A 26,248-nucleotide genomic window follows, 5' to 3' on the forward strand; every position below is an offset into this window, starting at 1 on the left:
GGCCGGAGGGCGACGGATCGGTCCGCGCCCACCGGCCGGGACGGCCTACACCCGTGCCCCGTTGTCCAGCGGGTCCCGGCGTGCCCGGCCCGTGCCGGACTTGCGGCCGGGCGACCGCTTCCGGGCGGGCGGCGGGGCCTTGCTGCTCCGCTCCAGGACGAGGGCGGCCGGTACGGCGGTCAGCACCGAGGAGTACGTGCCGACGCAGATGCCGATCAGCAGGGCGAGCGCGAAGTCCGCGAGGGAGTCGCCGCCGAGCACGGCGAGCGCGGTGAGGATGAAGAGCGCGCCCATTCCGGTGTTGATCGTTCTGGGGACGGTCTGGAGGACGGCCCGGTCGGCGATCGTGGCGACGGGCACCCGCCGGGCCTTCGCCCACAGTTCCCGGACCCGGTCGAAGACCACCACCGAGTCGTTGACGGAGTACCCGATGACGGTGAGGAGCGCGGCCAGGAAGATGCCGTCGACGGTGCGGCCGAGCCAGGCGAAGGCACCGACCAGGATGATCACGTCGTGGACCAGTGCCGCCACCGAGCCCACCGCGAACGTCCAGCGGAACCGGGCCGCCAGGTACGCCAGCTGCACCAGGACGGCGATGCCGAGCGCGATCAGGGCGTTGCGCCGCAGCTCGTCGCCGAGGCTGGGCCCGATGAGTTCGTCACGGACCTTGGTGGTCTTGCCGCCCTCCGCCGCGATCGCGGAGCGCAGGGCGTGTTCCTCGTCGTTGTCGATCTTCCCGGTCCGTACGGAGAGGTCGCCCGCGCCCGCCGTGGTGACCTCGGCGTCACCGAAGCCCGCGTCCGCCAGGACGGTACGGGCCCGCTCCACGTCGACGGGCTTGCTGGTCGAGTACTCGACGAGTCGGCCACCGGTGAACTCGACGCCCAGGTTGACGCCGCGCACGACGATGCCGAGGACGGCGACGGCGACCAGTGCGGTGGAGATCAGCAGCCAGCGGCGCGGGTGCCGCATCGGCCGGGGGTCGCGGTGGGCCAGCCAGGTGCGCACCCGGCCGGGGACGGCGATGCCGTTGATGCCCCGGTAGTCGCTGACGAACCGGGAGCGCGCGGCGATCTCGGTGAGGGCGCGGGCGATGACGAGCGCGGAGAACATCGAGGCGATGACTCCGATGGCGAGCGTGACCCCGAAGCCCTTCACCGGTCCCGAGCCGAGGAAGAACAGCAGCCCGGCCGCGATCAGTGTGGTCACGTTGGAGTCCGCGACGGCGCTCCAGGCATTGCGGAACCCGGCGGTCAGCGAGGAACGCAGGGAGCGGTCGGGATGTTGGGCGTGTTCCTCCCTGGCTCGTTCGAAGACCAGCACGTTGGCGTCGACCGCCATCCCGATGGCCAGGACGAATCCGGCGAGACCGGGAAGGGTGAGGGTGACGCCGAGGCCGACCAGGGCCGCGTAGGAGATCAGCCCGTAGGCGGCGAGGGCGACGGCCGCGAGCGCGCCGAAGAGCCGGTAGACGACGGTGATGAAGAGCGCGGTGGCCGCGGCTCCGATGAGTGCGGCTCGGGCGCTGGCGTCGATGGCGGCGGCGCCGAGCGTCGGTCCCACGGTCCGCTGCTCGACGATCTCGACGGGCAGCGGCAGGGCGCCGCCCTTGATGAGCAGGGCCAGTTCCTTGGCCTCGTCCGCGCTGAAGGAGCCGGTGATCTGGGTGGATCCGGACGGCAGGCCGACGCCGCAGCCGACCGAGGGGGAGACCTGCGGCGAGGAGATGATCCGCTGGTCGAGGACGATGGCGACGCGACGGCGGTCGTCCTGGACCGGGTTGCAGGCGGCTTCGCCCGTCAGCTCGGTCCAGTCCCGGCCCGCCTTCTTGTGGAAGTCGAGGGACACGGTCCACCCGGCGCCCTGCTGGGCGTCGAACACGGCGGTGGCGTCCTTGACGCCCGCGCCGGAGAGCCTGGACGGGCCGAGGGCGAGAGGGCGGCCCTGCTCGTCGGGGAGCGTCCGTCCGCCGTCGGGCTTCGGTTCGTCCCCAGTGCCCTTGTCGTCGGACTTCTTCTCGCCCTGCGCGCCCTTGTCGTCGGGCTTCGGCTCCTCCTGGGTGCCCGGTCCCTGGACGGCGTGGAAGCTGAGCTGGGCGGTTCTGCCGATGACCTCGGCGGCCTTGCGCGGGTCCTGGACGTCGGGGAGTTCGACGATGATCCGGTCCTCGCCGGAGCGGGTCAGGGTGGGTTCGGTGACACCGAGCGAGTCGATGCGCCGGCGCAGTACTTCGAGGGTGTGCTCGGTACTCTCCCGGTCCGCTTTCGCGGTGTCCGAGTCCTTGGCCTGGAGCACCATTCTGGTGCCGCCCTGAAGGTCGAGGCCGAGTCTGGGCGACATGGTCAGCGTGATGAACACGGAGACGAGCAGGACGGCCGCAGCCAGAACCGCTCGCACCGTGGTGGCGCGAGTCATGGGTTTCCTCCGAGGGGACGCCGGGCGCCCTCACCTCGGCGAGGACGGGACGGCGGTCGTGTGGAACGGGACCGGTGGCAGGACCGGTGGCCGGTGGACGGCCGTCCTCGGAGGCCCGCGCACGCCGGGAAGCGCGGTGCGGAAACGGTCGGTGGTGGGGGAAGGGGCTTCGGGGGCGCGCGGGCGGGCCCGGTCCGGCGCGCGGACGCCGGGGGTGCCGGGCAGCACGGAGCCGGAGCCCGGCGGCGGAAGGTGATGCGGAGGCCGGGCGTGGTCGGCGGCGGCCCGGGGCCGGGGCTCCGGGCCGGTCACCGGTGCGGGCCGGTGGTGGTCGGTCGCCGTGGCGGTGCGGCCCCGGCGGGTGTCGTGGGTGGTGCCCGCGCGGGTGCGGCGGGTGTCGCCGACGGTGCCCGTGCGGGGGGTCCGGTCGGTGTGCGGGGTGGGGCGGTGGCCGCCCGGCGCGTACGCCTCGGAGGGCGGCACTCCGGCGGACGGCCGGGCGGGGAGCGCGGACGCGGGGGCGCCGCCGACCACGGCGAGGACGGTGAGCAGCAGGGCGACCAGCGCCTGCCGGGCGGCCCGTGCGGTGCCGCCGGGTGCCGGGGCGCCCGGCAGGGTCCGGCGCGTGCCCTCCGGCGCACGACGTCCGACGCGGGTGCCCGACGCGCCGCCGGGGCGGTCAGGGTGGTCCGGGTACGAGGACGGTGCTCCGTCGTGCGGCCGCGCGCACCGTACACCGCGCGCACCGTCCTGCGGGCGGGCGGCGACGTCCGTCGGACGCGGCCCCGGGTGCGCGTTTCCCGGGAGCGGCCCCGGGAGGGGGGTCACCTCGGTCGGCCGGGCAGGGCGGGCACCGCGCCCGCGTGGCGGAGCACGGAGCCGAGGACCATGCCCGCACCCCGCACGACCGTGGTCGCCGGGTCGTCGGCGGGGCGCACCCGTACCCCGAGGCGGGCCGCTATCGCGTCGGTGACGTCGCGTCGGGCCGCACCGCCGCCGGTGAGCAGCGGGCCCCTGCGCAGGGCGCCGAGGACGGCGCCGTGCCGGTCCTGCTTCCACATCTCCATGACCATGTCCAGGACGGTGCGGACGACGGGGGCGGCCGGCTGGGACGGGTCGAGGTCGTTCAGCCCCGACTCGGCCTGGCGGGCGTCACGGACCCGGCCGTCGACGAGGAGGGTCGCCTCGGTGAGCTCGGCGCCGATGTCGACGACGAGCAGCGGGCCGCCGTCCCCGGGTCCGGCGCACGCCGCGGCGGCCCTCGCACTGTCCAGCGCGATGACGCCCGTCGGCCCGAGCGCGGCGACCAGTTCCTTCGCCGCGGCCCGGTGCCCGGCCCCGGCGAGGACGGGGTGGCTGAGGACGATCACGGTGCCCGTGCGGTCCTCGCCCAGGGCCATGTCGGCGATCCGGCCGAGCATCCGGCCGCACGACTCGAAATCGACGATGCGTCCGCGCCGGACCGGGTGGCCGTACCCGGCCCCGGCGCCGGTCCCGAAGTCGCCGCGGGCGTCGGTGATGACGCCGTGTCCGGGCATCCAGACCCGGGTGCGGGAGCTGCCGAGATCGATGGCGAGGCCGCGGGTGACACCCCGGTAATCGGGGCGGGCGGGCCGGACGGGCCGACGTCCGTCGTGCAGAGAACGCATCGCCCCTCCCCCGGCCCGTCGCCACAGCCGTTCACCCATCCATGGACCCGCTGATAGCGAGGCATGGCCGAGCCCTCACTATGCAATAGGGAGGCAAAGAAAGCCACTCCCGGGCAAAATCAAAGGGCTCGGGCATCGCAGGCCCCGCGATGCGTCGCACTTCCCGTCCGTCGTACGTCACACCGCGGTTCCGTCGCGCGTCGCACCGTGCCCCCTCGTGCGTCACGCCCTGCCCCGTCGCGGGTCACACCTCCGAAGGCAGGAACCCGGTGAGCAGTTCGGCGAACTCGTCCGGCGCGGCGATCCGGACGCCGAGGTCCTCGGCCTTGGTGCGCTTGGACCCGGCCTTCTCACCGGCGACCAGGAGCGTGGTGCGCTTGGAGACGCTGGACGAGGACTTGCCGCCCGCCCGCTCGATCAGCTCGTTCATCTCGTTCCGGGAGAGCTTCTCCAGTGCGCCGGTCATGGCGCCGGTGACCACCACGGTCATGCCGTCCAGCGGCAGGCCGGTGCCCGCCCCGTCCGCGGCGGCGCCCGCCGCCTCCTCGCTCTCCTCGCCCGGCGCGGGCGGGGGCGTCGCGCCGGGTTCCGTCATGTTGACCCCGGCGGCCACCAGCTTCTCGATCAGCGGGGCCAGTTCCACCAGCTCGGCGACGACCCCGGCGGCCTTCTCCTTGCCTATGCCGTCGACCCGCTGGAGCTCCTCCGCGTCCGCGGCCCTGATCCGGTCCATGTCCGCGAAGTACCGGGCGATCCGCCGGGACATGGAGCGGCCGGTGCCGCGCACGCCCAGCGCGCAGAAGACCCGGGAGAGCGGCTGGGTCCGGGCCGTCTCGATGGCGGCCAGGAGGTTGTCGGTACTGGTCTCGCCCATCCGCTCCAGGCCGAGCAGCTGCTCCCGGTCGAGAGTGAAGAGGTCGGCGAAGTCGGTCACCAGACCGGCGTCGACGAGCTGGACGACGCGGGTCGCGCCGAGGCCCTCGATGTCGAGCTGGTCGCGGCCCGCCGCGTACGAGACGGAGGCGACCAGGCGGCAGTTGCGGCCCCGCACACAGCGCCAGCGCTGCTCGCTGGTGTCGATCTCGGAACCGCACTGCGGGCATGCCTCGGGGAATTCGACGGGCTTCTCGTCGCCGGTCCGCAGATGGGCGACCGGTGCCTCGATCCGGGGGATGATGTCGCCCGCCTTGTAGACCATCACCCGGTCGCCCAGGCGCAGATCGCGGCGGGTGATGTCCGCGGGGTTGTGCAGCGTGGCGTAGCTGACGGTCGAGCCGTCGATCTCGACCGGCTCCAGCACGGCGCGCGGGGCGATGATGCCGGTGCGGCCCACGTTCCACTCGACGCCGAGGAGCCGGGTGACCTTCTCGACGGCGGGCAGCTTGTACGCGATGGCCCAGCGCGGCGCCCGGCTCCCGGAACCGGCCTCGCGCTGGTCGGCCGCGAGGTCGGCCTTGATCACGATGCCGTCGATGCCGAACGGCAACGAGGCGCGCAGCGCGGCGACTTCCTCGACCCGGCTCTGCACCTCCTCGACGGTGGTCGCGGTGCGCGGCGCCACGTCCGTGTCCGCGGCGGTGTGCACGCCGAGCCCGGCGACGTACGCCAGGGTCTCGCTGTGCGGGAGTTCGGCGAGGGTGTCGGTCAGCTCGCCGGAGTCGGGCAGTGGCAGGGCCCCGTAGGCGAAGAACGTCATCTCCACCGTGTACGCGCGGTCCTTGGCGCGCAGGGTGCCGGCCGCGCCGTTTCTCGGGTTGGCGAAGGGGGCGCCGCCGTGCTCGGTGCGCACGGTGTTGGCCTGCTCGAACTGGTCGTTCGTCATGAGGATCTCGCCGCGCATCTCGATCGTCACCGGCTCGGCGAGCTCCCCGGGGAGGCCGACCACGGTGCCGATCGCATGCGACACGTCCTCGCCCGCGGTGCCGTCGCCCCGGGTGATCAGCCGCTCCAGCCGGCCCGCGCGGTAACGGGCGGCGACCGCCAGGCCGTCGAGCTTCGGCTCCACGCTCCACGCGGCGACGGGCCGGCCGATCCGGCGCTCCAGCGACGCCGTCCACGTGACGAACTGCTCGGCCGAGAAGACGTTGTCCAGGGACAGCATCGGCACCGTGTGCGGCACGTCCCCGGTCGCGGCGCCGCCCGCCACCTTGCCGGTCGGCGAGTCCGCCAGCACCTCCTGCGGGTGCTCCTCCTCGTACCCGGCGATCCCCCGCACCAGCCGGTCGTAGGCGTCGTCGTCGAGCGTGCTCTCGCCCGTGGCGTAGTACGCGGCGGCGGCCTGCGAGGCCTCTTCGACCGCGGCGGCGTAGGCGGCGGCATCGGCGAGCACAACAGCTGAGTTCGTCATGGCCCCCATCCTGCCGTCCACCACTGACAACGCCGTCCCGCGGCCCGTCCTCCGGGTGCCGCGGGCCGGCCCGTGGCCGTCAGCCGGCCTCCTCGATCGTGTCGTGCGCCTCGTGCCCGCCGCCCGTCGTGCCCGGTCGCTCGATCGGGACCTGCGGCCCGGGACACTCCCGCAGCCAGCGCCGCAGCACCTCGTGCACCTGCTCGGCCCCCACCAGTTCCTCGCCCTCCGCGACCGGGGCGGACAGCTCCGCGGGCCACAGCAGGAAGGGCCGGGACTGCTCGCCGCCCAGGCCGCCGTGCGAACCGATCTGCTCCTCGAAGGCGTGCACCCGCCCCGTGGCGCCGTCGTACATCGAGTTGACCATGATGTCGGCGACGTGCGGGAAGGTGTCGGTGCGGCGCACCGCGTCCGCCGCGCCGGGGCCGAACGGCGCCAGCGGCCCCCTGCCGTCCTCCAGTTCCGCCACCGGGACCTCCTCCCCGCCCCGGCCCAGCACCACCGATCCGTGACGCTCGCTGCGCACCAGCAGGAAGCCGATGCCCGGGTGGTTGGCGAGGGTGCCCAGCAGGGCGGGCCGGTCGCGGTCGAGCCGTTCGCGCGAGGCGCGCCCCTCGATGTCGGGGAAGGAGACGAGCCCGAGGTTGCCGGAGGCGAGGACGACCGGGTCGGACGGTTTCGTGCGGTGCTCCGCGTCGCCCTCCTCGACGGGCCGCCGGTGCAGGGCGATCCGTACCGCGTCGCGGGCCTCCGAGCCGCTGCGGGTGCGCTGCGCCCGGCGGGAGACGGGCAGTCCGCAGCCCGCCCGCACCAGGTCCTTGAGCGTCAGCCCGTACGCCCCGGCGAAGGTCTCCCCGGGGCTCTGTCCGTGGTCGGAGAGGAGCACGATCCGGTAGGTGCGCGGGGTGTGTTCGGCGACCTTGACGATCAGGGCGAGCGACCGGTCCAGGCGGGCGAGGACCTTCTCCGCGTCGCGGCTGTCGGGTCCGGAGTGGTGCGCCACCTCGTCGTAGGCGACCAGGTCGGCGTAGACGGCGGTGCGTCCGGCGAACATGTCGCCGATGACGGCGGAGACCACCACGTCGCGTTCGACGACGGTGGCGAAGGCCCGGATGAAGGGGTAGAGCCCGCCGCGCTTGATCCGGGGCGTGTCCTTCCGGAGCCGGGCCGCGATCGACTGCCCGATCTCGCGGCAGACCTCGGCGACGAACGACAGCGCGGTGCGGACGGCGTTGGCCGGATCGGAGAAGTAGGCGAAGTACCCGGCCCTGGAACGGCGGCCCTTGCCGCGCCGGGCCGCCATGGACAGGACCAGCGCCAGCTGTTCGGCGCCGCCGCTGAAGAGGTTGCCGCGGCTGGCCCCGTCCGCCGTGAGCAGCCCGCCGTCGCGGGTGCGCGCGACGGCCCTGCGCTGGAGTTCGAGGGCGCTCGCGGGTCTGCTGGAGACCATGACCTCGCCGGTCTCCTTCTCGTACCAGCGGAAGGCGGGGACGTCGTGGTTGCTGCCGTGCAGGATGCCGAGCTGGCTGGCCCCGGTCTGGCTGGACCAGTCGGTGCGCCACGGGGTGAGCCGGTGCCCCTCCTCGTCCGCCAGCCAACGCGCGACGGTCGGCATCAGGCCCTGTTCGGCGGCGCGGGCGAGCGCGTCGTGGCCGACGCCGTCGAGCTGGACGAAGACGGTGCCCGGGGGGCCGCTGCGCCCGTCGTCCGCGCCGCTGCGCCGTCGGCGGCGGACGGCGAGCCGGGAGAGCCGGCGCCGGTAGGCGTTGTCGTCGCGGACGGCGAGCGCGGTGGAGGTCGCCGAGGCGACGGCGGACATCACGGCCGCGACGACGACCGCCGTCTTCGGGTCCGCGGCGCCGCGCCCGTCCGGGATGAGCCGCAGGGCGAGCAGCAGCAGTGAACCGTTCAGGAAGAAGACGAGCAGCCCGAGGACGAGTGCGGGCACGACGAGCAGCGCCCGTACCAGGACCGGCCAGACCAGGGCGGAGAGCAGACCGAACGCGCCGGCGCCCCAGGCCGCGGTGAACGCGATCTTGGTGATGCTGTCGCCGTCGTCCGACTGGAGCTGGAAGTCCGGCAGAATTCCGGCGAGAACCAGCATCGTGAGCGTCGACACCGCCCACACCAGCACCACGCGCATCAGGGCGCTGCCGACCGTTCGCCATCGCCCGTCGCCCACGCCGTTCCCACCTCACGTCCGGCCCCCGCCTTTCCGGGCCTCGGCCCCCAGCCTTTCACAGCGGGGCGCGGGGGCCGACGGTCAGCAGCCGTCGTAACCGGCGGTCGGCATGGAGAGCCTGCGGTGCACGCTCGCCTTCGTGCGGGCGGTGTACGGCGGCTCGGCGAGGTCCGCGACCTCCAGGCGCACGCCGCGGCGCTCGCACTCGGCGGCGAACTCGGGCACGGAGGTGAGGGCGCGGGCCAGCACCCGGTCGTTGGCGGCGACGAACAGTTCGACGTCGCCGTTCTCTACGTCGGTCCACAGGGCGTGGTGATCGGGGCGCAGCCCGTAGAGACGCAGCTGCCGGGTGACGACGTATCCCTTGTCGGCGGCCCAGCGGGCGCACATGTCCTGCTGGCTGCGGGTGTCCACGAGGAACGGGTCGTCGTCGAGCTCCTCGAGCGGTGTGAGACTGGCGATGGCCGCCACCCGTACGTCCTTCACGTCCCCCATGGCCGTTCCCTCGTGTCGGGCCGTGTCCTCGAGCTGCCGCCGTCCGCCCGCGCACCGGGCGGTGTCCATCGGCCCCTGTCCGGGCGTACCGGCGACCTTACCCTCCGTGCCCGCGTACAAAAAGGCGCGCGCCGCGCTCGGAGGAGTGAGAGGAGCGAACGCGCGTGCGCCCCCCTCGCTCCGCCGGACCGCCCCGGTCCGGACGAAGAGCGCTTAGGCTCGACGCCGGAGCCGGGACGAGAAGCTTGGGAACGAGGAGGTGGCACGTGCCGGTGGAAGTCACCTGGTGGGGTCATGCCACCTGCACGATCGAGGACTCCGGGATCCGGGTGCTGACCGACCCCCTCTTCGTGCGGCGCCTGGCGCATCTGCGCCGCCGGCGCGGCGAGCTGCCCGGTGCCGAGGCCGCGGTCGCCGATGTCGTGCTCGTCTCGCACCTGCACTCCGACCATCTGCACCTGCCGTCCCTGGCCCGGCTCGCCCCCGGCACCCGGCTGGTGGTTCCGGTGGGCGCATCGCGCTCCGTGCCGGGGCTGCGGGCGCTGCGCTCGGAGCGCGGGCTGCTGCTCACCGAGGTGGCCGCGGGCGACGAGGTCCGTGTCGGCGCGGTGCGGGTGCGGGCGGTCCCGGCCCTGCACGACGGCAGGCGGCTGCCCGTGGGGCCGCACCGCTCCCCCGCGCTCGGCTATGTGGTCGAGGGGACGGCCCGGACGTATTTCGCGGGTGACACGGGGCTCTTCGACGAGATGGCGGAGGCGGTCGGTCCGGTGGACGTGGCGCTGCTGCCGGTGGGCGGCTGGGGCCCGTACCTGGGCCACGGCCATCTGGACGCGGGCCGGGCGGCGCAGGCGCTGACCCGGCTGGCGCCGCGCTCGGCCGTTCCGGTGCACTACGGCACGTACTGGCCGATCGGCATGGACGGGGTCAGGCCGCACGAGTTCCATGCGCCGGGTGACGAGTTCGTCCGCAAGGCGGCGCTGCTGGCGCCGGAGGTGGCCGTGCACCGGCCGGCCCACGGCGAGCGGGTGCGCCCGGAGGCCGCCGGGTGATCCACGCCGTGGTGGGGCAGCTGCCCCCGGAGTCGACGCAGCAGGCGGTCGGCTATCCCTCCCTGTTCCTGCTGGTGGCAGTGGGCTCGCTGGTGCCGGTGGTACCGACGGGGGCGCTGGTGAGTTCGGCCGCGGTGGTGGCGCTGCACCAGTCGTCGCCGTTCGCGTTGCTGATCGTCTTCGTGGTGGCGTCGGCCGGGGCGTTCCTCGGCGACATCTGTCTGTACTGGCTCGGGCAGCGCGGGGTGCGGTCGCAGAACGGTTCGAAGTGGCTCCGGGCGATCAGCGACCGGGCCGCTCCGGAGCGGCTGGCGCAGGCGCGGCAGAAGCTGGACGAGCACGGCGGGACGGTGCTGCTGCTGTCCCGGCTGGTGCCCGCGGGGCGGATTCCGGTGATGCTGGCCTGTCTGCTGGGGCGGATGCCGTTGCGCCGGTTCGCGCGCGGCGACGCGCCGGCGTGCCTGGCGTGGGCGGCGACGTACCAGCTGATCGGGATTCTGGGCGGTTCGCTCTTCCCCGAGCCGTGGCAGGGCGTGGTCGTGGCGGTGGGGCTGACGCTGCTGGTCAGCGGGGCGCCCGCGGTGTGGCGCAAGGTGCGGACGCGGTTCAGCCACTGATCGTGCGGGGTGCCGGTTCCAGCAGCCGGGAGCCGCCGATCGGCAGGTCCCAGAGCCGGTCCCGGGGGTGTCCGGCCCGTTGCCAGGCGGTGCGCAGCCGGGTCAGCGGTTCGAGCACGGGTTCCGCGGAGAGCAGGAAGGTGGCCCAGTGCATCGGTGCCATCGCGCGGGCGCCGAGGTCCTCGTACGCCTGGACGGCCTCCTCCGGGTCGGTGTGCACGTCGCCGAGCCACCAGCGCGGTTCGTACGCCCCGATCGGCAGCAGGGTCAGGTCGATGCCGGGGTAGCGGCTGCCGATCTCGCCGAACCAGTGGCCGTAGCCGGTGTCCCCGGCGAAGTGGATCCGCTGTCCGTCGGGGCCGGGGGCGTCGATGATCCAGCCGCCCCACAGGGAGCGGCAGGTGTCGGTGAGGGTGCGCTTGGACCAGTGGTGGGCGGGGACGAAGTCGAAGCGGACGCCGTTCAGCTCGGTCGATTCCCACCAGTCGAGTTCGGTGACGCAGGTGAAGTGGCGACGGCGGCACCAGCGGCCGAGCCCGGCGGGGACGAGGAGCGGGGTGTCCTTGGGAAGTCTGCGCAGGGTGGGGGCGTCGAGGTGGTCGTAGTGGTTGTGGCTGATGACGACGGCGTCCACGGGCGGCAGATCGTCCCAGCGGACGCCGACCGGGGTGATCCTGGCCGGGGTGCCGAGGATGCGCCGGGACCAGACGGGGTCGGTGAGCACGGTGAGGCCGCCGGTGCGGACGACCCAGCTGGCGTGGCCGGCCCAGGTGACGGACGTGGTTCCCGGCGGGACGGCCGGCAGGGGCTCGGGGGCGTACGGGAGCCGCTGGACGCCGCGCAGCCCCTCCGCGTTGGGCCGCAGGGCGCGCTCACGCGCCAATCGCGACATATGCATGACACCAGGAAGGGGGGCGGTGAGCCGGTCGGCGAAACTTCTGGGCCAGTCCCGGACCTCGCCGAGCGGGCGCGGTCCGACGATCTCGCCGCGCACCGGCCGCGGGTGCCCGGTTACGGGGAGGGTGCGCCCGGTCTGTTCCGCCATCGAGGGACTCCCGTCTTCGCAGTGCGTTCATCGCAGTTCGTCGAGGGCCGCTGCGAAAATGCTCAGGGCTCGGGCCACGTGCGGCAATTCCAGGGGCGCCACAGCGGTGAGGGACTCCGTCTGCTGCTCCGGGGTCGCGCCCAGCAGCGTCCCGGTGCCCAGCCGCACGCGCAGCGCCCCCAGTTCGTCGCCGAACCGGTGCCCGCCCGGCGTCGGCGTGCCCAGGCGTTCCGTCAGGTACTCCTCCAGCTCCAGCGAGTCGGTGACGCCGCGGTCGGCCAGCCGGGACCTGAGCGGCCCGAGGTCCGCGTAGAGGTGGCGGCCCGCCTGCGGGGGTCTGGCCAGCGCGCCCGACGCGAGGACCGCCCGGTGGGCCGCCGCGGCGATCTGCGACTGGAGGGCGGCGGCCCGGCGGATCCGGTCCGTGACGGCTTCCGGTTCGCGCAGCGCGTGGGCGGCGGCCACGGCGACCGGCCCCGCGACGAGCGCGCCGAGCGCGGTGAGGACGTCGAGCGTACGGGCGTGGCGCACCGCGGCCCGTTCGGTGTCCGGGAACCGCGCGATCGCGACCGGCCAGGCGGACGGGGTCAGCGCGCCGGCCAGGTCGCAGACGACCGTGACGTCGTCGGGGCACATCTCGGCCGGGCTGAGCAGGACCGTGTCGTGCGGCCGGTGCAGGGTGTCGCGCCAGGTCTCGTCGCTGACGACGTGCAGCCCCTCGGCGACCGCCGCCTCGCACGCCTCGCGGACCAGCTCCGGCGGGGCGACGGTGGCGGTGGGGTCGTCGACGACGGAGATCAGCAGCAGCCGGGGCCTGCCGCCCTCGGCGCGCACCCTGCGCACGGTCTCCAGCAGCGCGTACGGGTCGGGCACGCCGCCGCATTCCGCCGGGGTCGGCACGTGGTAGGCGGGTCGGCCCAGCAGCCGGGCCTGCGGGATCCAGGTGGCCGTGCAGGGGCGCGGCATGAGCACGTCGCCGCCGTGCGCCGCGAGCAGCGCGAGCAGCAGGGCCGGGGCGCCCGGGGCCGCGGCGACGTGTTCCGGGCCGCCGCGCAGCCCGCGCCGCTGCCAGTACCCGAGGGCGGCCTCGCGCAGGGCGTCGCCGCCACCGGCCGGTTCGGGCCCGGTGCGGCCCGCCGCCGCGGCGAGCACCTCGGCCAGCTCGGGCAGGACCGGGAGTCCCGGGTCGTGGGCGGGCGGCCCGTAGCGGACGGGCCCCCGGTCCTCCCGTACGGTCCGGGGGTCGCCGCCCCGGCGCCCGCGCCCCGCCCGTCCGGTCTGCTGCCGCGCCATCCGGGACTCCTTCGCCGCCGCCCGTCGCCCTGTCGCGCCGTCCCGCCCCAGGGCCTTTATACGGGGGTTCGCCCGACGGCGCCCGTCGGCGGTGCGGCGGGCGGGGGAAATCGGACGCGGGGCGGCCGGGTCAGCCGGCGAAGGCCGTGCCGGGCATGCCCCGGCCCGCGTCCGGCAGCACCAGCAGCGAACCGGACAGCGGGTGCGGGGCGACGAGGCCCGTGCGGGCCGTGGAGATGTAGAGGTCGCGCAGCTCCGTGCCGCCGAAGGCGCAGGCCGTGGGGCGCCGCACCGGCAGTTCGACGACCCGGTCCAGGGCGCCGTCGGGCGTGTAGCGGCGCACCGCGGCGCCGTCCCACAGGGCGACCCAGACGGCCCCCTCGGCGTCGACCGTCAGCCCGTCGGGAAACCCGGCGCCTTCCTCCACGGTGGTGAACGGGCGCCGGTTCACGGCGTGTTCGCCGTCGAAGTCGAAGACGTCGATACGGCGGGTGGGCGTGTCGACGAAGTACATCGACCGTCCGTCGGGGCTCCAGCCGATGCCGTTGCCGCAGGACACGGGGGTCGGCACCGGCGTCACCGCGCCGTCGGCCGCGAAACGGGCGAGGCCGCCCCCGCCCTCTGCCCCGTCGTACCGCATGGTGCCCGCCCACAGCGAGCCGTCCGGGGCGATCGCCGCGTCGTTGCCGCGCCGACCGGGCACCGGGTCGTGGACCAGCCAGCGGAAGGCGCCGTCGGGGTCGTACAGGCCGATGCCGTCGCGCAGGTTGACGACGAGTCCGCCGCCGGCCCGCGGCTTGGCCGCTCCGACGTGCTGTTCGGTCGTCATCACCGTACGGCGGCCGGTCACCGGGTCGTAGGTGTGCACGCGCGCGGCGACGATGTCGACCCAGACGACGCGGCCGGTCGCCCGGTCCCAGGTCGGTCCCTCGCCCAGCTCGGCCCGCTCGGCCACGGCCACGTCCAGGTGTGCGGTGCTCACTTCTGCCTCTCGTGGGGTCCGGGCCGGCCGGGGCACGGCGGCCCCGCCGCCTTCCGCTTCCGGCGCTCCGGTCGACGACCGGAATCACGGGCACAGCGTAAGCGTGCGGCAGGCCTCCCGGCGCTGCCGCCCCTCGCCCCTTCCCGGGCCCGCCCGGGGGCCCGCTGACCGATGGCCCTTCCCGCAAGCCGCCCCACGGCCGTCCCACGGCCGTTCCGCCGTCCCCGGCGGGCGTGCGGGACGGTGTCAGGCCCGTCGGCCGAGCAGCGCGAGCAGTTCGGTCTGCGGGTCGGCGTCCGCCGGGGTCCCGACGGGCGGGGCGAACAGGCCGCTGCCCGAGAGGTCCTTCGCGTACGGTCCGACCTCGCGGCGCGTGAAGTCGACCAGCAGGGCGGGCAGTCGCTCGTCGGCCCCGATCGCCCGGGACAGGTCCCAGGCGTGCACCACCGCGTCGGCCACCATCTGCGCGCAGTAGGCGTCGGCGGGAGTGTCCCCGTACGACAGGTTCACCGTCCGTTCCAGGGCGCCCGGCGCCTCGAATGCCCCGCGCGCCCCGGCCGCCGCCCGCTCCCACGCGGCCACGGGGTCCTCGCCCAGCACATCGCCGTCGAAGGCGTCACCGACCTCGGCAACGGTGCGACCCTCGGTGACCAGGGACGGTACCCAGAGCTGCTCGGCGGTGAGGTGGGCCACCAGGTCGCGCACGGTCCACTCGGTGCACGGCGTGGGCGCGGACCACTGGTCGTCGCGCACCGCGTGCACCCGGTCGGTGAAGAGCCGGAGCGCCTCGCCGTGGCGTTCGAGGATTTCGTCGACGGAGACAGATGTCATGGCTCCACTCTCCCCGGCGCGGGGCCGGGGCGCGAGCGCGCCGCCCGTCCGGTGCGCCCGGCCGGGGTGTCCGATGCCCCGTGTCCTCACCGTGCCCCCGGTTCACCGCCCCGTCCGTCGCCAACTCCCGCCGCCCGTGCCCCGAAAGAAGGCGTCCCACATCTCAAGACGCGTATCTCATGATTCGGCATACCGGCGTACGGTGGCGGTACCGATCAGCGCTTCGCGGCCCGTGATCCGGCCGCGTTCCGAGAAGGGATCCACGGTCATGCCGCACGAGACCGCCGTCTACACCCACGGGCACCACGAGTCGGTGCTGCGCTCTCACTCCTGGCGCACCGCCGCCAACTCCGCCGCGTACCTGATCGGCGAACTCCGGCCCGGCATGGCCGTGTTGGACGTGGGCTGCGGGCCCGGCACCATCACCGCCGATCTGGCCGAACTGGTCGCCCCCGGCGAGGTGACCGGCATCGACACCACGGACGAGATCCTGGCCAGGGCGGCCGGCACGGCATCCGGACGCGGCCTGGAGAACGTCGAGTTCGCCGTGGCCGATGTGCACGACCTGGACTTCCCCGACGACTCCTTCGACGTCGTCCACGCCCACCAGGTGCTCCAGCACGTGGGCGACCCGGTGCAGGCCCTGCGCGAGATGCGGCGCGTCTGCCGCCCCGGCGGCATCGTGGCGGCCCGCGACAGCGACTACGCGGCGATGGCCTGGTATCCCGAGCTCCCCGCCCTGGACGCCTGGCAGGAGTTGTACGGCCGGGTCGCCCGCGCCAACGGCGGCGAGCCGGACGCGGGCCGTCGGCTGCTGTCCTGGGCCCGCCGGGCGGGCTTCACCGAGGTCACCGCGACCGCCGCCAACTGGTGCTTCGCCACCCCGGAGAACCGGGTCTGGTGGAGCGGCCTGTGGGCGGACCGCACGGTCGACTCGGGCTACGCCCAACTCGCCGTCGAGGGCGGCCACGCGACCGCCGACGAGCTGTCCGCGATCGCCGCGGCCTGGCGCGAATGGGGCACGCGGGACGACGCCTGGTTCATGGTCCCGCACGGCGAGGTGCTCTGCCGGGCCTGAGCCCCCACGGACCGTCCGGGGCGGCGGGACGGCCGCCGCCCCGCCGCCCCGGACGGGCGCACTCCCGAACCGATCACGCGCCGATGTGCCGCCAACTACCCTTGTGCACATGGACATTCTGGGAACCACGCTGCGCATCTGCGTCGACGACCTGGAGGCCGCCGTGGCCTTCTACGAGGACCTCACCGGCAGTTCGGCGCTGCGCTTCGAGCGCGGCGGGGTCTCGGTCGCCGCGATCAGTTGCTTCCTCCTGATGAGCGGTCCGGAGTCGGAGCTGGAGATCCTGCGCAAGGTGACGGCGACGATCGCGGTCAAGGACGTCGACGCCGCCCACGCCGCCCTCTCCCGCGTCGGGGCCCGCGTTCTCGCCGGGCCGGTAGCGACGCCGGCGGGCCGCAATCTGATCGCCGTGCACCCGGACGGTTCGGTCTTCGAGTACGTCGACCGCTCCCTGTCGTTCGGCCCGGGGCGCTGACCGCGTCCCCGGGCCGTGGCCGGACGGCCCGTCAGTCCGTCGGGCGCATCCGGTAGTCGTACCGGTCCGGCAGCGGGTCGTCCGTGATCAGTGCCCACACCTCGCCGAGGACCTCCGCCCCCTCCCGCAGGTTCGCGACCTCGAACCCCTCGTCGAAGACGGACCGGGCACCCGCCCGGTCCCCCTCGGCGAGCAGCAACCGGGCCTCCAGCAGACGGAAGCGGCCACGCCGTCGGATCTCCGGGTCCAGCGCGGCCCACACGGTCCGGGCCCCTTCGGGGCGCCCGGCCGTCAGCAGTGTCTCCATCGCCTCGCGGCCCAGCGCCGCCGTGGCGGCCGTCCCCTCCTCGCCGTCGTGGCTCCGCGCGCACAGGTCGTCGAACGCCTCGGCACAGAGGTCGGCGGCCCGGTCCCACTGGCCGCCCTCCTCGGCGGCGACGGCCAGACACCGCAGCAGCGGCCAGCGGGACGGGGCGAGCGCCAGCCCGCGTTCCCAACTGCGCACGGCCTGGGCCCGGTCGCCCGCGTGCCACTGGGCCACACCGAGGTGGTACTCGGTGAGGGGGTCGGCGGGGGCCGTCTCCAGCATGTCGCGCCAGTGCGGGGAGACCAGGGAGGGGCCGGGCGGGGCCGTCCCGAGCGGTTCGGAGAAGGCGCCCTGGTCCAGCAACTCCAGCCAGGGGCGCTGCGGTTCACCGAGGGTGGCGTCGGCGAACGGGGTTCCGGGCAGCTCGTACCTGCCGCGCCGGACCTCCAGGGCGCCCCAGCCGGAACCGGTGGCGAGCGGCTCGCCGGGCTCGGTGTCGGCGCAGGAACGCCAGGCGGCGTACGCGGCCTCGACATCGGCGCGCGGCAGCGCCCGGTCGAGCCGCCGCTCCGTCTCCGCGCGGGCCGCCGCCCAGTCGTCGCCGTGCACGGTGCGGGGGTCGGCGGACAGCGGCCCGTACGACTCCAACCAGCTGAACTCCTCACCCGGTTCGAGAGGGACGTGCTCCAGCTGGGTGCGGGCGAGGCCGGCCTGGATCTCGGCGTAGCCGGTGGTGCCGGGCTCGGTGAGCCATTCCTGCCAGCGCCGGCCGCCCGTGGCACTGCCCCAGAGGAACAGCTTCCGGCCGCGCAGCAGATCGGTCGACGTCTGGACGAGTCCGTGGCCGTCCCCGTCGAGGGAGGCGATCCAGCGGCGGGCCCCGTCGGGCACCTCGTAGAAGTAGTCGGCCGGGAAGTCGCCGCACAGCGGGTACGTACGGTCGACGGAGCCGGACACCGGCACCGGGACCCGGCTCAGGGCGCGCTCGTACCCGAAGTGCCACGCCTCGTCGGCGGGGGCCAGGACGCGGGTGTGCTCCCCCTCGGGCACGGCGGTGTTGGACCACCAGTAGACGGGCGCGGTGTGCTCGTGCGGATTGCGTATCCGTACGCCGACGTGGAGGAACTCTGAGTCGGCGGGCAGCCACAGGTCCACCTGGAACGGCAGGTCGCGCAGCCGCTCCCACTCCCAGAGGCGGACCATCTCGCCGCCGTCGGGCGCGGGCACGCGGGCAGCGTGCAGCGGGGCGCAGGACAGGGTGGTGTGGCCCGTGGCGCCGATGTTCCATTCGATGCCGCCGGAGAACCAGGCACCGTTGAGCGCGAAGTCGGCCGGTTGCAACACGGGGTTGGTGTAGAGGAGTTCACGGCCGGTCGGCTTGTGGTGGAGGGAGTGGACGCGGCCGCCGAGGCCGGGCAGCACGGTGGCCCGCAGCCGGTCGTTCTCGATGACGATCGCGTCCAGGGCGGTGGGGGTGCGCTCGCGCCCGTAACCGTCGAGAAGGCGCACCGGCAGCACGGTGGCCGGCTGTGCGCAGCCGATCTGGCGCGCCATGTCGCGCGGCAGCCCGGCCCGGGTGCGTTCGTCGACGGCATGCGTCTCGTCGAGCGGCCGCAGGGCGGGCAACGGATTCTCCGGGCCCAGTGGTGCGGCGGGCAGAGTCAGTACGGCACGTCGTACGGTCGTGGCCAAGGCAACCTCGCTCCCTCGCGCGGGCCGCCGCGGGTCCGGGCGCCCCGATGACCATGGAACACGCTGGACAACGCCCCGGCCAGGGGCGCCGCCGTCAGACTTCGGCAAAGGGGGCGCGGGAAAGGGCTCCGGGCCGGTCCGCCCCGGGCGACAACAATTCGGATGCGCCCGGCCCGTACCGCCGTACCCTTGACCCTTCACGATCCACGAGCGGTGGCCGATGCGGCACCCACGGAAAGAACGCGGGGCGGAACACGATGAGCGCGCAGCACACCTACCGGGTGATCGTCCGGGGCACCTGGGACGGCCTGACGGACGAGGCGCGTGCCCGGCTGCTGGCCGAGGTGGACGAACACGGCCTGAGCGCCATGCAGTTCACCGAGGAAGGATCGCTCGCGTACGACCGCGTGCTCAAGCACTTCAGCTTCCGGTACGTGGTCGTGTCCGATGCCGACGAGGGCGAGGAGATGGCGGGGGCGATCGCCGAGGACCGCGCGGAGACCTTCCTCCGGGAGCGCGGCTACGGCCACGGCGAGCTGCGCTCCACGGCGACGGACATGGACACCATGAAGATCAACTACAAGGGGCGGCGCGGCTAGTGCTGTGGCCGGAAAGGTTTGCCGGAAAGCTCGCGGCGTCCGGTGCGGTGCATCGCAAGGCGGAGCATTGCCCGCGTACTGGATGTACTCGGGTGATGCGACAACGCGGCGAGGTGCCGTGCCGGGCGTCGCGAGCCGGTGAACCCTTCCGGCCACAGCACTAGGGGCGACGCGGCTCCGGGTCCCGCGCCGTTCCTCGGGTCATTCGTGGGGGACGACCGCGACGGGGCAGTGGGCGTGGTGGATGGCGGCCTGGACCACGGAGCCCAGGCGCGGGGCCAGGGGGCGGCGGTGCCGACGGCGGCCGACGACCAGCAGGCCGACGTCCTCGGCGGCCTGCACGACGGCCCTGGCGGGACTGATGAGCGCGAGGCTGTCGACGGCTTCCACCTGCGGGAACTTCTCGCGCCAGGGGCGGAGGGTCCGGTCGAGGAGCTCCTGCGCCTCCCGGGCGACCTCTTCCGCCACCTCGTGGTCCACGCCCCAGGGAACGTACGCGTCCACCGGCAGGCTCCGGCCGTGGACGGCCCGCAGCGGCACGCCGCGTGCGGCGGCGCTCCGGAAGCCGAATTCGAGCAACTCGTCGCAGGGGCCGTGCAGTTTGAGCGCCACCGCGACGCCGCCCGTCCCGGTCCGGGCCGGGCGCGGTTCGTCCTCGCCGGTGTCCGATCGCACCAGGACCACCGGGCGCTCTGCGTGGGCCACGACGGGCATGCTGATGTCGCCGAGGAAGTAGCTCTCGACGGGCAGCAGCCCCCGCGAACCGAGGACGACCATCTCGGACTCCGAGGCCGCCCGCAGCAGCGCCTGCTCGGCGTCCTCGGCCACCAGCCCGTCGACGACGGACAGGCCCGGGTGGCGCGCCTGGAGCTCCGCCCCCGTCTTGTGCACGATCCGTCTCGCCCAGTAGTTCTGGTCCGGGCCGGCGGGGGCCCCGGGCGGTTCGGCCGCCAGCAGGGGCCACGCGTGCAGGAGGCGCAGGGTGAATCCGCGCCGCGCCGCCTCGTCGGCGGCCCAGCGGGCGGCGGCGAGGCTCTCGGGTGACCCGTCGAGGCCGACGGTGACGACTGGCTCCATGACGACTGCCTCCGTCTCACGAGAAGCCGGACGACGGTGTGCGCATGCCGCCTCCCGCGCCGTTTCCGGCGCCCGTGTCCCGGGCCCGAGTGCGGGGGGCGGCGGGGTGTCGACGGGCGGGGCCGCGCGGGCGCGCCGGGCACGGGGCCTTCTCCTTCGACAAGTACACCGGATCCTCCGGCGGCGCATGCGGAACCGGGTGCGGCGGGCCCGCGCATGCGGAGCCGGGCACGGCGTCACGTCACCCCATGGGCCGGGGCACCGGCCGCCGGGCCGCCGTGTCCGCTACCGCCGCCCCCGCGGACCGGCCGCCACCCGACCGGGCGCAGCACCCGAAGACACACCCCGTTCGCCAATGCACACCCTGCGTCACCAATCGTCTCTCTGTGTAATCTCCCGTGGGGGCGGAGGTGCACTCCGCAGGAATCCCGGCGACACCAGCACGGCTCCGCGCCGGTTCCGGATCCCGCCGCGCCCCTTCTCACAGCACCCCACCGCACAGCCGGGTGCCCCTCGAAGCACTCAGGAGAGTCCGATGACCGCACGCCTCACGATGTCCGCACGGCTGATCCGGGTGGCCACCGTGGCCACGGTCGTGGCCGGAGCGCTGCTGTCGCTGGGCACCGGCGTGGCCCATGCCGCCCCCGAGCCCGGGACCGCGCTGCCCCCGGGCGTGGTCAAGCTCGACGACGGCGAGCCCTGCCCGCCCGCCACCCTGTGTCTGTACCGCGACTACAACAACCAGGGCCCCGCCTACGGCATCGGGGCCGGTTACGACGTGGACCTGCGGGATCTGCCCATGCAGGGCGGCGTCCACGGATCCACCGCGGCCAACGAGGTGTCCTCGTGGGTGAACAACACCCACGGTCTCGCGACGCTCGCCGACCTCGAGGGCCGCAAGCTCCGCCCCCTGTTCCCCGGTGAGTCGCTCCAGGAGCCGGCCGCGGAGAACGACACCGTCGACTTCGTCCACTGGGCGTGACGGCCGGCCGCCCCGGTCCGCCCCGTACGCGCGGGGGCTCCTAGGGAATGTTCGCCGGCCTCCGCACGACCGCTCGTCGCCGGACCCGGCACCGGGTCCGGGTCCGGGTCCGGCGACGAATCGTGTCGCGCCCGGTCCGCCACCCGCGGAAGGGCGCGCCGCTCTCCGCGCGTGACCGCGCGGACGCCCGCCCCCCGGCACAGCTGCTCCTGTACGCGCGGAGCGTGCGGGATAGAGTGTGCGGAACGCGCCGAGAATCGCGCTGGTGTGCCGGGAAGTCTGGTCGGCAGTCGGGAGACAGATGTCTCCGGATGTCGATCAATGTCCCGGAGGACTCCCGTGCAGGACGGCCCCCACGAGCGTTCCGCCTTTTCCGGCACCGGACCGCGGAACGAGGCGCACCGGTGAACGGTTGCGAGGCGGCCGACGACTGCTTCGACGGCTACGCGGAGCTGCTCGCCGCGGCGGCTTCCGCCGACCGTCGCCTCACCCGTGACGAACTGGACGCCCTGCGCGCGTTCGGTGAGCGGGCCGCGAGCAGCGGGGCGACCCTGCGCCGGGTCGTCGCGAAGCATCTCGAAGCGGCCCGTTCGGCCTGGCCGGGCGCGCTCGCCTCCAGCGACAGCGCCCTCGCCGTCATGACCCAGGCCATCGACGCGCTGGCCGAGGGGTACGACCGGGCCCAGCACTTCGCGGTCCGTCAGCAGGAGGCCGCCCGCCGCGAATTCATCGATGACCTGCTCTACGGGCGCAGCGATCTGGGCCGCCTGGCCGAACGCTCGGAACGCTTCGGCCTGCGGCTGTCCCGGGCCCACGCCGTCGCCGTGGCGCAGGGCCCCACTCCGTACGCCGAGGGCGACGACGTGCCCCGGCGGGTGGAGCGCGCGGTGACCGGCCGGTTCGGCGAGCGGCAGATCCTCCTCACCACGAAGGAGGGGCGACTGGTCTGCATAGCCCCCGGCGACCAACGCGACGTGCTCACCCATTTCGCCAAGCAGGCCCACGCCGCGACCGAGGGCGGCCGGACCGCGATCGGCCGCACCCACCGCGGGGCCGACGGCGTCGTCCACTCCTACGAGGAAGCCCTCAGCACCCTCGGCCTCGCCATCCGTCTCGGTCTGGACGCCCCCGTGCTCAACGCCGCCGACCTGCTGGTCTATCCCGTCCTGACCCGGGACCGCCAGGCGATGGCGGACCTCGTCCGCGCCACCCTCGGCCCCCTCCTCCAGGCACGCGGCGGCCCCCGGACGTCCCTCGACACCCTCACCGTCTACTTCGACTCCGGCTGCAACGCGACCGAGACGGCCCGTCGGCTCTCCCTCAGCGTCCGCGCCCTCACCTACCGTCTCGAACGCATCCACCGGCTCACCGGCACCAACCCCGCCGACCCGCACCACCGTTACGCCCTGCAGACGGCCGTCATCGGGGCGCGCCTGCTCAACTGGCCCGAACAGAGCCTCTGACCGGGCGCCCTCCTCCCGCTCCGCTCCCCCGCCGCCCGGCTCCCCGCTGCCCGCCGCGATCCGGTCAGGGGCGGGGCCGGGCGGGGGCGTCCGTTGCCGGTCCGGCGGTCCGACCGGACATCCAGTGGCCGACCAGGTCGCGGTAGAGCGGGCTCGCGGCGAGCAGTTCGTCGTGCGTGCCGACGGCCGTCCGCGCCCCGTCCAGCACCAGGATCCGCCCGCCGCGCAGGGCCGAACTGATGCGGTGCGCGACCACCACGAGCGTCGTGCCGCGGGCGGCGAACGCCTCCTCCGCCCGTGCCTCGGCCGCCGGGTCGAGGTGGCAGCCGGCCTCGTCCAGCAGCACGACCGAGGCCGCCGACGCATGGGCGCGGGCCAGGGCGACGAGCTGTTTCTCACCGGCGGACAGCTCCGGCCCGTCCAGCCCGACGGGCGCGTCCAGCCCGCCCAGCCGCTCGACCAGATCGAGGGCGCCGACCGCCGCCAGCGATGCCGTCAGCCCGGCGTCGTCGGCCTCCGGGCGCAGGTAGCGCAGGTTGTCCCGGACGGTGCCGGTGAACACGTACGCCTCCTGGGGAATCAGCGTCACCTCGCGACGGAGCCAGGCCCGGTCGGTCTCCTCGACCGGCACTCCCCCCAGGGTCAGCCGGCCGCTGTCCGCGACCGCCAGGCCCGCCATCAGCGTGGTCAGGGTCGACTTGCCGGCACCGCTGGGGCCGACCACCACCAGATGGGACCCGGCGGGGACGTCCAGGGAGAGATCGCCGATCACCGGGGCGGCGCACGGCCCGTACGCGTAGGTGACCCCCTCCAGCGAGAGGTCCGGGGAGAGCGGGGTGCGGCCCGGCGCGGGCACGGGGGCGGCGGGCGCCACGGCGGCGCCCAGTCGGCGCAGCACGGTGTCCAGCTGCACCCCCCAGGAGCCGAGGACGGCGACGAGCGCCCGCAGGGCGGGGGTCACTCCGCTCATCAAGTAGCTGGTGGCTCCGAGGAGTTCGCCCACCGACAGGGCGCCCTCACGCAGCAGGACGGGCGCGGCGACGAGCAGGGCGAGCAGCGGCAGCTGGCTGCCCGCCGCCACCAGCAGGGTGTTGCCGGACATCGTGCGCGCGGTGGCACGGCACGCGTCCCGGTGGCCGGCGATCCGTGCGGTGATGTCGGACGCCGTCCGGTCGCGGGCGCCGCACGCGACGACGTCCCGGATGCCGCCGAACGCCTCGCCGGCGGTCGTGGTCAGGCGCTCCTCCGCCCGCAGTTGGGCGCGTTGCCGTCCGGCGAGTCTCCGCAGCCGCGGTACGCACAGCACCAGGGTGAGGACGACCGGCGGGAGGGTCGCCGCCGCCACCGGCGCGGACAGCGCGGTGAGGCCGACGAGGGCCATCACCAGGGAGACGCCCAGTTGCCGGGCCGAGCGCAGCAGGGCGGAGACCAGGGACCGCACGCTCTCGACCTGGACCGTCAGCTGTGCGACCCCTGCCCCGGCCTCGCCCCGGGCCCCGCCGACGGCCCGGCGCACCGCGCCGGAGACCACCTCGGTCACCAGCTCGTCCCGGAGGGGTTCGACGAGCTTCCCCAGCCGCGGGGTGAGTTCGCGCGTCATGACGGCGCGCAGCACCATCGCGGTCCCCAGCAGGCCGAGCCAGAACATGCCGGTGGCCGGGCGCCCTGCGAGGAAACCCCGGTCCAGGGCGGCGGCGACCAGGAGGCCGGAGAAGAGCGCCGGGAGCGACTCCATGACGGACCATCCCGCCACCGCGGCGGTCGCGGTGCGGTGGCGCCGGACGAAGCCGCCGAGCATCCGCAGGCCCGCGGAGGCGGGCCCGGCGGGGCGGGCCGCCGTCGCGCCGGGGGGCGCGGGCGGGGGTGTCGTCAGGACGGGGGCCGACGGCGACGGCTCGCTCATGCCTTCTCCTGTGCGTGGGGGGCCGCCGCGGCGAACAGCTCCCGGTACTCGGGCAGTTGCCACAGCTCGTGGTGGGGTCGCACGGCGCGGATCCGTCCCTCGTCCAGCCAGGCCACCAGGTCGGACCGGGCCGCGGTGGAGACCCGGTGCGCGATCACGACCCGGGTGCGGCCGGACCAGGCGGCCGTCAGGGCGTCGTCGACCCGTGCCTCGGTGGCGGTGTCCAGGCTGGAGGTGGCGTCGTCGAGGACGACCACGGCCGGGTCGTGCACCAAGGCCCGTGCCAGGCCCAGTCGTTGGACCTCGCCGCCCGAGAGCGGGGCGTCGGACAGGGGGGTGTCGTAGCCGTGCGGCAGCCGTCGTACGAAATCGTCCGCGTGGGCCGCCGCGGCGGCTGCCGTCACCGTGTCGTCGGAGGCGTCGGGGCGGGCGAGGGCGATCATGCCGCGGACCGTTCCGCCGAGCATGGCGGGGCGCTCGAAGGCGTAGCCGACCAGGGTGCGGAGGGTGTGCGGGGCGAGTTCGCGCAGCGGGAGGCCGTCGATGCGCACCGTGCCCTCGTCCGGGTCCCGCAGCCGTCCGAGCAGCGCGGCCAGGGTGCTCTTGCCCGAGCCGGACCGGCCCACCACCGCCAGCGCCGTGCCGGCCGGGACGTCGAGGTCCACGGCGTCGAGGACGACCCGGTCGCCGGAGCGGACGCCGACCCCCTCGAACGTCACCGCGCCGTTCGCGGGCCCGGTGGCCTCCCGGGTCCCGGGGGCGATCACCGGCTGGTCGGTGGCCTCGGCGATCCGGCGGGCGCCGGCGAGCGAGACGCCGAGGGAGAAGAGCGCGTCGAGCTGGTCGAGCAGGGACATCGCGATCGCGGTGTAGCCCACCACGGCGGCGAGTTGTCCCGCGCTGATGTCCCCGTCCACCAGGGCGAAGCCGCCGATGCCGAGGACCAGTACCTCCACGGCGGGGACCAGCAGTCCGACCTGCCAGCCGGTGTCGCGCTGCAGGCGCCAGATGCGGTGTCCCGTCGCGGAGAGTTCCGGCAGCGGGCGGAGGATCCGGGAGATCTCGGCGTCCGCCGTGCCGCTCGCGCCGATGGTCCGGGCGCCGCCCAGCGCTTCGAGCAGCAGCGCGGAGATTCTGCCCTGTGTCTCCTGGTAGGAGAGGAACAGTTGTGAGCTGCGGTTCATGAACAGGCGGGCGATCAGCACCAGTGGGGGCACGCCCAGCAGGAAGGCGAGGCCCAGCCGCCGGTCCAGCAGCCACAGCGCGACCACGCCGCCCAGCGACGTCAGTACGGAGGCCGCGGCGGTGATCACGGTGCAGCCGGCCTGCCCCGCCTGCGCGCAGCCCGCCGAGAGGCGGCCGGCGAGGTCGCCCGCCGGGAACCGTGCCGCCCCGGGGATCCCGGCGTCCAGGACGCGCACGGCCAGGTTCTGGCGCAGCGCGGCCACCACTGCGGCGCCGTACGTCCCGCCGGCCAGGGTCTGCAGGGCTCCGGCGGCCACCACGACCGCCAGGACCAGGGCGAACGCGTAGACGGGGGTGGCGGAGGGCCGTTCGCCGATGACCGAGTCGAGTGCGCCCGCCAGGGTCCAGGGCAGGGCGAGCGTGCCGGCGGAGCCGACGACGGCCGCCGCGCCCGCGAGGGCGAACCATCCCCGGGACCGGGCGGTGGCTTCCCTCAGGAGCCGCTGCGGGGACGTCATGGTTCCTCCTGCGGAAGGTGCGCCGGTCGGTGGGGCGGGGCGTGCCGGGCGTGCCGCCGATGCG

At 74.7% G+C, this 26,248-nt stretch carries 21 protein-coding genes; 7 read left to right on the plus strand and 14 right to left on the minus strand.

The features are described 5' to 3' along the window. Positions 1-45: 45 nt before the first annotated feature. From secD to ACWCXX_RS09645, 6 genes are all read right to left on the minus strand, one after another. Positions 46-2,415, minus strand: a complete 2,370-nt coding sequence (secD, locus tag ACWCXX_RS09620; protein ID WP_451125780.1) for a protein translocase subunit SecD — start codon at positions 2,413-2,415, stop codon at positions 46-48. Between the two features lie 30 nt (positions 2,416-2,445). After that, a complete protein-coding gene (locus tag ACWCXX_RS09625; RefSeq protein WP_451125781.1) occupies positions 2,446-3,243 on the minus strand; it encodes a hypothetical protein in 798 nt (265 codons plus the stop codon). Continuing rightward, complete coding sequence (locus ACWCXX_RS09630) at positions 3,240-4,064, minus strand: rod shape-determining protein (RefSeq protein ID WP_451125782.1); 825 nt, start codon at positions 4,062-4,064, stop codon at positions 3,240-3,242. The genes ACWCXX_RS09625 and ACWCXX_RS09630 overlap by 4 nt, the downstream gene beginning before the upstream one ends. Before the next feature lie 244 nt (positions 4,065-4,308). After that, on the minus strand, positions 4,309-6,420 hold the full coding sequence (gene ligA / locus ACWCXX_RS09635) for an NAD-dependent DNA ligase LigA (protein WP_451125783.1): 2,112 nt from the start codon (positions 6,418-6,420) through the stop codon (positions 4,309-4,311). Between the two features lie 70 nt (positions 6,421-6,490). Next, positions 6,491-8,593, minus strand: a complete 2,103-nt coding sequence (locus tag ACWCXX_RS09640; RefSeq protein ID WP_451125784.1) for an alkaline phosphatase family protein — start codon at positions 8,591-8,593, stop codon at positions 6,491-6,493. Positions 8,594-8,674: 81 nt separating this feature from the next. Continuing rightward, complete coding sequence (locus tag ACWCXX_RS09645; RefSeq protein ID WP_451125785.1) at positions 8,675-9,088, minus strand: hypothetical protein; 414 nt, start codon at positions 9,086-9,088, stop codon at positions 8,675-8,677. Between the two features lie 266 nt (positions 9,089-9,354). On the opposite strand from ACWCXX_RS09645, the gene ACWCXX_RS09650 reads away from it, so the two are divergent. Continuing rightward, positions 9,355-10,137 (plus strand): MBL fold metallo-hydrolase, encoded by a 783-nt coding sequence (locus ACWCXX_RS09650; RefSeq protein WP_451125786.1) that lies wholly within the window; start codon positions 9,355-9,357, stop codon positions 10,135-10,137. Next, complete coding sequence (locus ACWCXX_RS09655; RefSeq protein ID WP_451125787.1) at positions 10,134-10,754, plus strand: DedA family protein; 621 nt, start codon at positions 10,134-10,136, stop codon at positions 10,752-10,754. The genes ACWCXX_RS09650 and ACWCXX_RS09655 overlap by 4 nt, the downstream gene beginning before the upstream one ends. Here the strand turns inward: ACWCXX_RS09655 and ACWCXX_RS09660 are convergent. The 4 genes from ACWCXX_RS09660 to ACWCXX_RS09675 form a co-directional block, all read right to left on the minus strand. Next, complete coding sequence (locus tag ACWCXX_RS09660) at positions 10,744-11,799, minus strand: MBL fold metallo-hydrolase (RefSeq protein ID WP_451125788.1); 1,056 nt, start codon at positions 11,797-11,799, stop codon at positions 10,744-10,746. The genes ACWCXX_RS09655 and ACWCXX_RS09660 overlap by 11 nt on opposite strands. Positions 11,800-11,826: 27 nt before the next feature. Beyond that, positions 11,827-13,092: an aminotransferase class I/II-fold pyridoxal phosphate-dependent enzyme gene (locus tag ACWCXX_RS09665; RefSeq protein WP_451125789.1), complete on the minus strand. Its 1,266-nt coding sequence runs from the start codon at positions 13,090-13,092 to the stop codon at positions 11,827-11,829. A gap of 130 nt (positions 13,093-13,222) precedes the next feature. Next, a complete protein-coding gene (locus ACWCXX_RS09670; RefSeq protein WP_451125790.1) occupies positions 13,223-14,074 on the minus strand; it encodes an SMP-30/gluconolactonase/LRE family protein in 852 nt (283 codons plus the stop codon). A gap of 246 nt (positions 14,075-14,320) precedes the next feature. After that, complete coding sequence (locus ACWCXX_RS09675) at positions 14,321-14,905, minus strand: TIGR03086 family metal-binding protein (protein ID WP_451125791.1); 585 nt, start codon at positions 14,903-14,905, stop codon at positions 14,321-14,323. Between the two features lie 268 nt (positions 14,906-15,173). Between ACWCXX_RS09675 and ACWCXX_RS09680 the strand changes: the two genes are divergently transcribed. Continuing rightward, positions 15,174-15,983: a class I SAM-dependent methyltransferase gene (locus ACWCXX_RS09680; protein ID WP_451125792.1), complete on the plus strand. Its 810-nt coding sequence runs from the start codon at positions 15,174-15,176 to the stop codon at positions 15,981-15,983. Positions 15,984-16,092: 109 nt separating this feature from the next. Continuing rightward, the gene (locus ACWCXX_RS09685; RefSeq protein WP_451125793.1) at positions 16,093-16,458 is read left to right on the plus strand and encodes a VOC family protein; all 366 of its coding nucleotides are present in this window, start codon (positions 16,093-16,095) and stop codon (positions 16,456-16,458) included. A gap of 31 nt (positions 16,459-16,489) precedes the next feature. Here the strand turns inward: ACWCXX_RS09685 and ACWCXX_RS09690 are convergent, their stop codons facing one another. After that, a complete protein-coding gene (locus tag ACWCXX_RS09690) occupies positions 16,490-18,457 on the minus strand; it encodes a DUF5107 domain-containing protein (RefSeq protein WP_451125794.1) in 1,968 nt (655 codons plus the stop codon). 257 nt (positions 18,458-18,714) lie between these two features. On the opposite strand from ACWCXX_RS09690, the gene ACWCXX_RS09695 reads away from it, so the two are divergent. Beyond that, positions 18,715-19,056: a DUF6204 family protein gene (locus ACWCXX_RS09695; RefSeq protein WP_451125795.1), complete on the plus strand. Its 342-nt coding sequence runs from the start codon at positions 18,715-18,717 to the stop codon at positions 19,054-19,056. Between the two features lie 201 nt (positions 19,057-19,257). Here ACWCXX_RS09695 and ACWCXX_RS09700 read toward each other — a convergent pair whose 3' ends face one another. Continuing rightward, positions 19,258-20,133, minus strand: a complete 876-nt coding sequence (locus ACWCXX_RS09700) for a universal stress protein (RefSeq protein ID WP_451125796.1) — start codon at positions 20,131-20,133, stop codon at positions 19,258-19,260. A 535-nt stretch (positions 20,134-20,668) separates the two neighbouring features. On the opposite strand from ACWCXX_RS09700, the gene ACWCXX_RS09705 reads away from it, so the two are divergent. Both ACWCXX_RS09705 and ACWCXX_RS09710 read left to right on the plus strand, forming a co-directional pair. Continuing rightward, on the plus strand, positions 20,669-21,115 hold the full coding sequence (locus tag ACWCXX_RS09705; protein WP_451125797.1) for a peptidase inhibitor family I36 protein: 447 nt from the start codon (positions 20,669-20,671) through the stop codon (positions 21,113-21,115). Between the two features lie 404 nt (positions 21,116-21,519). Continuing rightward, positions 21,520-22,578, plus strand: coding sequence for a PucR family transcriptional regulator (locus ACWCXX_RS09710; protein ID WP_451125798.1), 1,059 nt, complete (start codon positions 21,520-21,522; stop codon positions 22,576-22,578). Between the two features lie 64 nt (positions 22,579-22,642). Here the strand turns inward: ACWCXX_RS09710 and ACWCXX_RS09715 are convergent, their stop codons facing one another. Both ACWCXX_RS09715 and ACWCXX_RS09720 read right to left on the minus strand, forming a co-directional pair. Then, positions 22,643-24,481: an ATP-binding cassette domain-containing protein gene (locus ACWCXX_RS09715; protein WP_451125799.1), complete on the minus strand. Its 1,839-nt coding sequence runs from the start codon at positions 24,479-24,481 to the stop codon at positions 22,643-22,645. Then, complete coding sequence (locus tag ACWCXX_RS09720) at positions 24,478-26,184, minus strand: ABC transporter ATP-binding protein (protein WP_451125800.1); 1,707 nt, start codon at positions 26,182-26,184, stop codon at positions 24,478-24,480. Before ACWCXX_RS09720 ends, ACWCXX_RS09715 begins: the two co-directional genes overlap by 4 nt. Positions 26,185-26,248: the final 64 nt, after the last annotated feature.

It is taken from the genome of Streptomyces sp. NPDC001732, from assembly GCF_053596315.1.

Excerpts from the sequence above, each read along its gene's own strand:
- ACWCXX_RS09695 (WP_451125795.1), top strand. The coding sequence starts at position 18,715 with ATGAGCGCGCAGCACACCTACCGGGTGATCGTCCGGGGCACCTGGGAC.
- ACWCXX_RS09630 (WP_451125782.1), bottom strand. The coding sequence starts at position 4,064 with ATGCGTTCTCTGCACGACGGACGTCGGCCCGTCCGGCCCGCCCGCCCC.
- ACWCXX_RS09680 (WP_451125792.1), top strand. The coding sequence starts at position 15,174 with ATGCCGCACGAGACCGCCGTCTACACCCACGGGCACCACGAGTCGGTG.
- ACWCXX_RS09645 (WP_451125785.1), bottom strand. The coding sequence starts at position 9,088 with ATGGGGGACGTGAAGGACGTACGGGTGGCGGCCATCGCCAGTCTCACA.
- ACWCXX_RS09685 (WP_451125793.1), top strand. The coding sequence starts at position 16,093 with ATGGACATTCTGGGAACCACGCTGCGCATCTGCGTCGACGACCTGGAG.
- ACWCXX_RS09665 (WP_451125789.1), bottom strand. The coding sequence starts at position 13,092 with ATGGCGCGGCAGCAGACCGGACGGGCGGGGCGCGGGCGCCGGGGCGGC.
- ACWCXX_RS09705 (WP_451125797.1), top strand. The coding sequence starts at position 20,669 with ATGACCGCACGCCTCACGATGTCCGCACGGCTGATCCGGGTGGCCACC.
- secD (WP_451125780.1), bottom strand. The coding sequence starts at position 2,415 with ATGACTCGCGCCACCACGGTGCGAGCGGTTCTGGCTGCGGCCGTCCTG.
- ACWCXX_RS09660 (WP_451125788.1), bottom strand. The coding sequence starts at position 11,799 with ATGGCGGAACAGACCGGGCGCACCCTCCCCGTAACCGGGCACCCGCGG.
- ACWCXX_RS09675 (WP_451125791.1), bottom strand. The coding sequence starts at position 14,905 with ATGACATCTGTCTCCGTCGACGAAATCCTCGAACGCCACGGCGAGGCG.
- ACWCXX_RS09700 (WP_451125796.1), bottom strand. The coding sequence starts at position 20,133 with ATGGAGCCAGTCGTCACCGTCGGCCTCGACGGGTCACCCGAGAGCCTC.
- ACWCXX_RS09720 (WP_451125800.1), bottom strand. The coding sequence starts at position 26,184 with ATGACGTCCCCGCAGCGGCTCCTGAGGGAAGCCACCGCCCGGTCCCGG.
- ACWCXX_RS09715 (WP_451125799.1), bottom strand. The coding sequence starts at position 24,481 with ATGAGCGAGCCGTCGCCGTCGGCCCCCGTCCTGACGACACCCCCGCCC.
- ligA (WP_451125783.1), bottom strand. The coding sequence starts at position 6,420 with ATGGGGGCCATGACGAACTCAGCTGTTGTGCTCGCCGATGCCGCCGCC.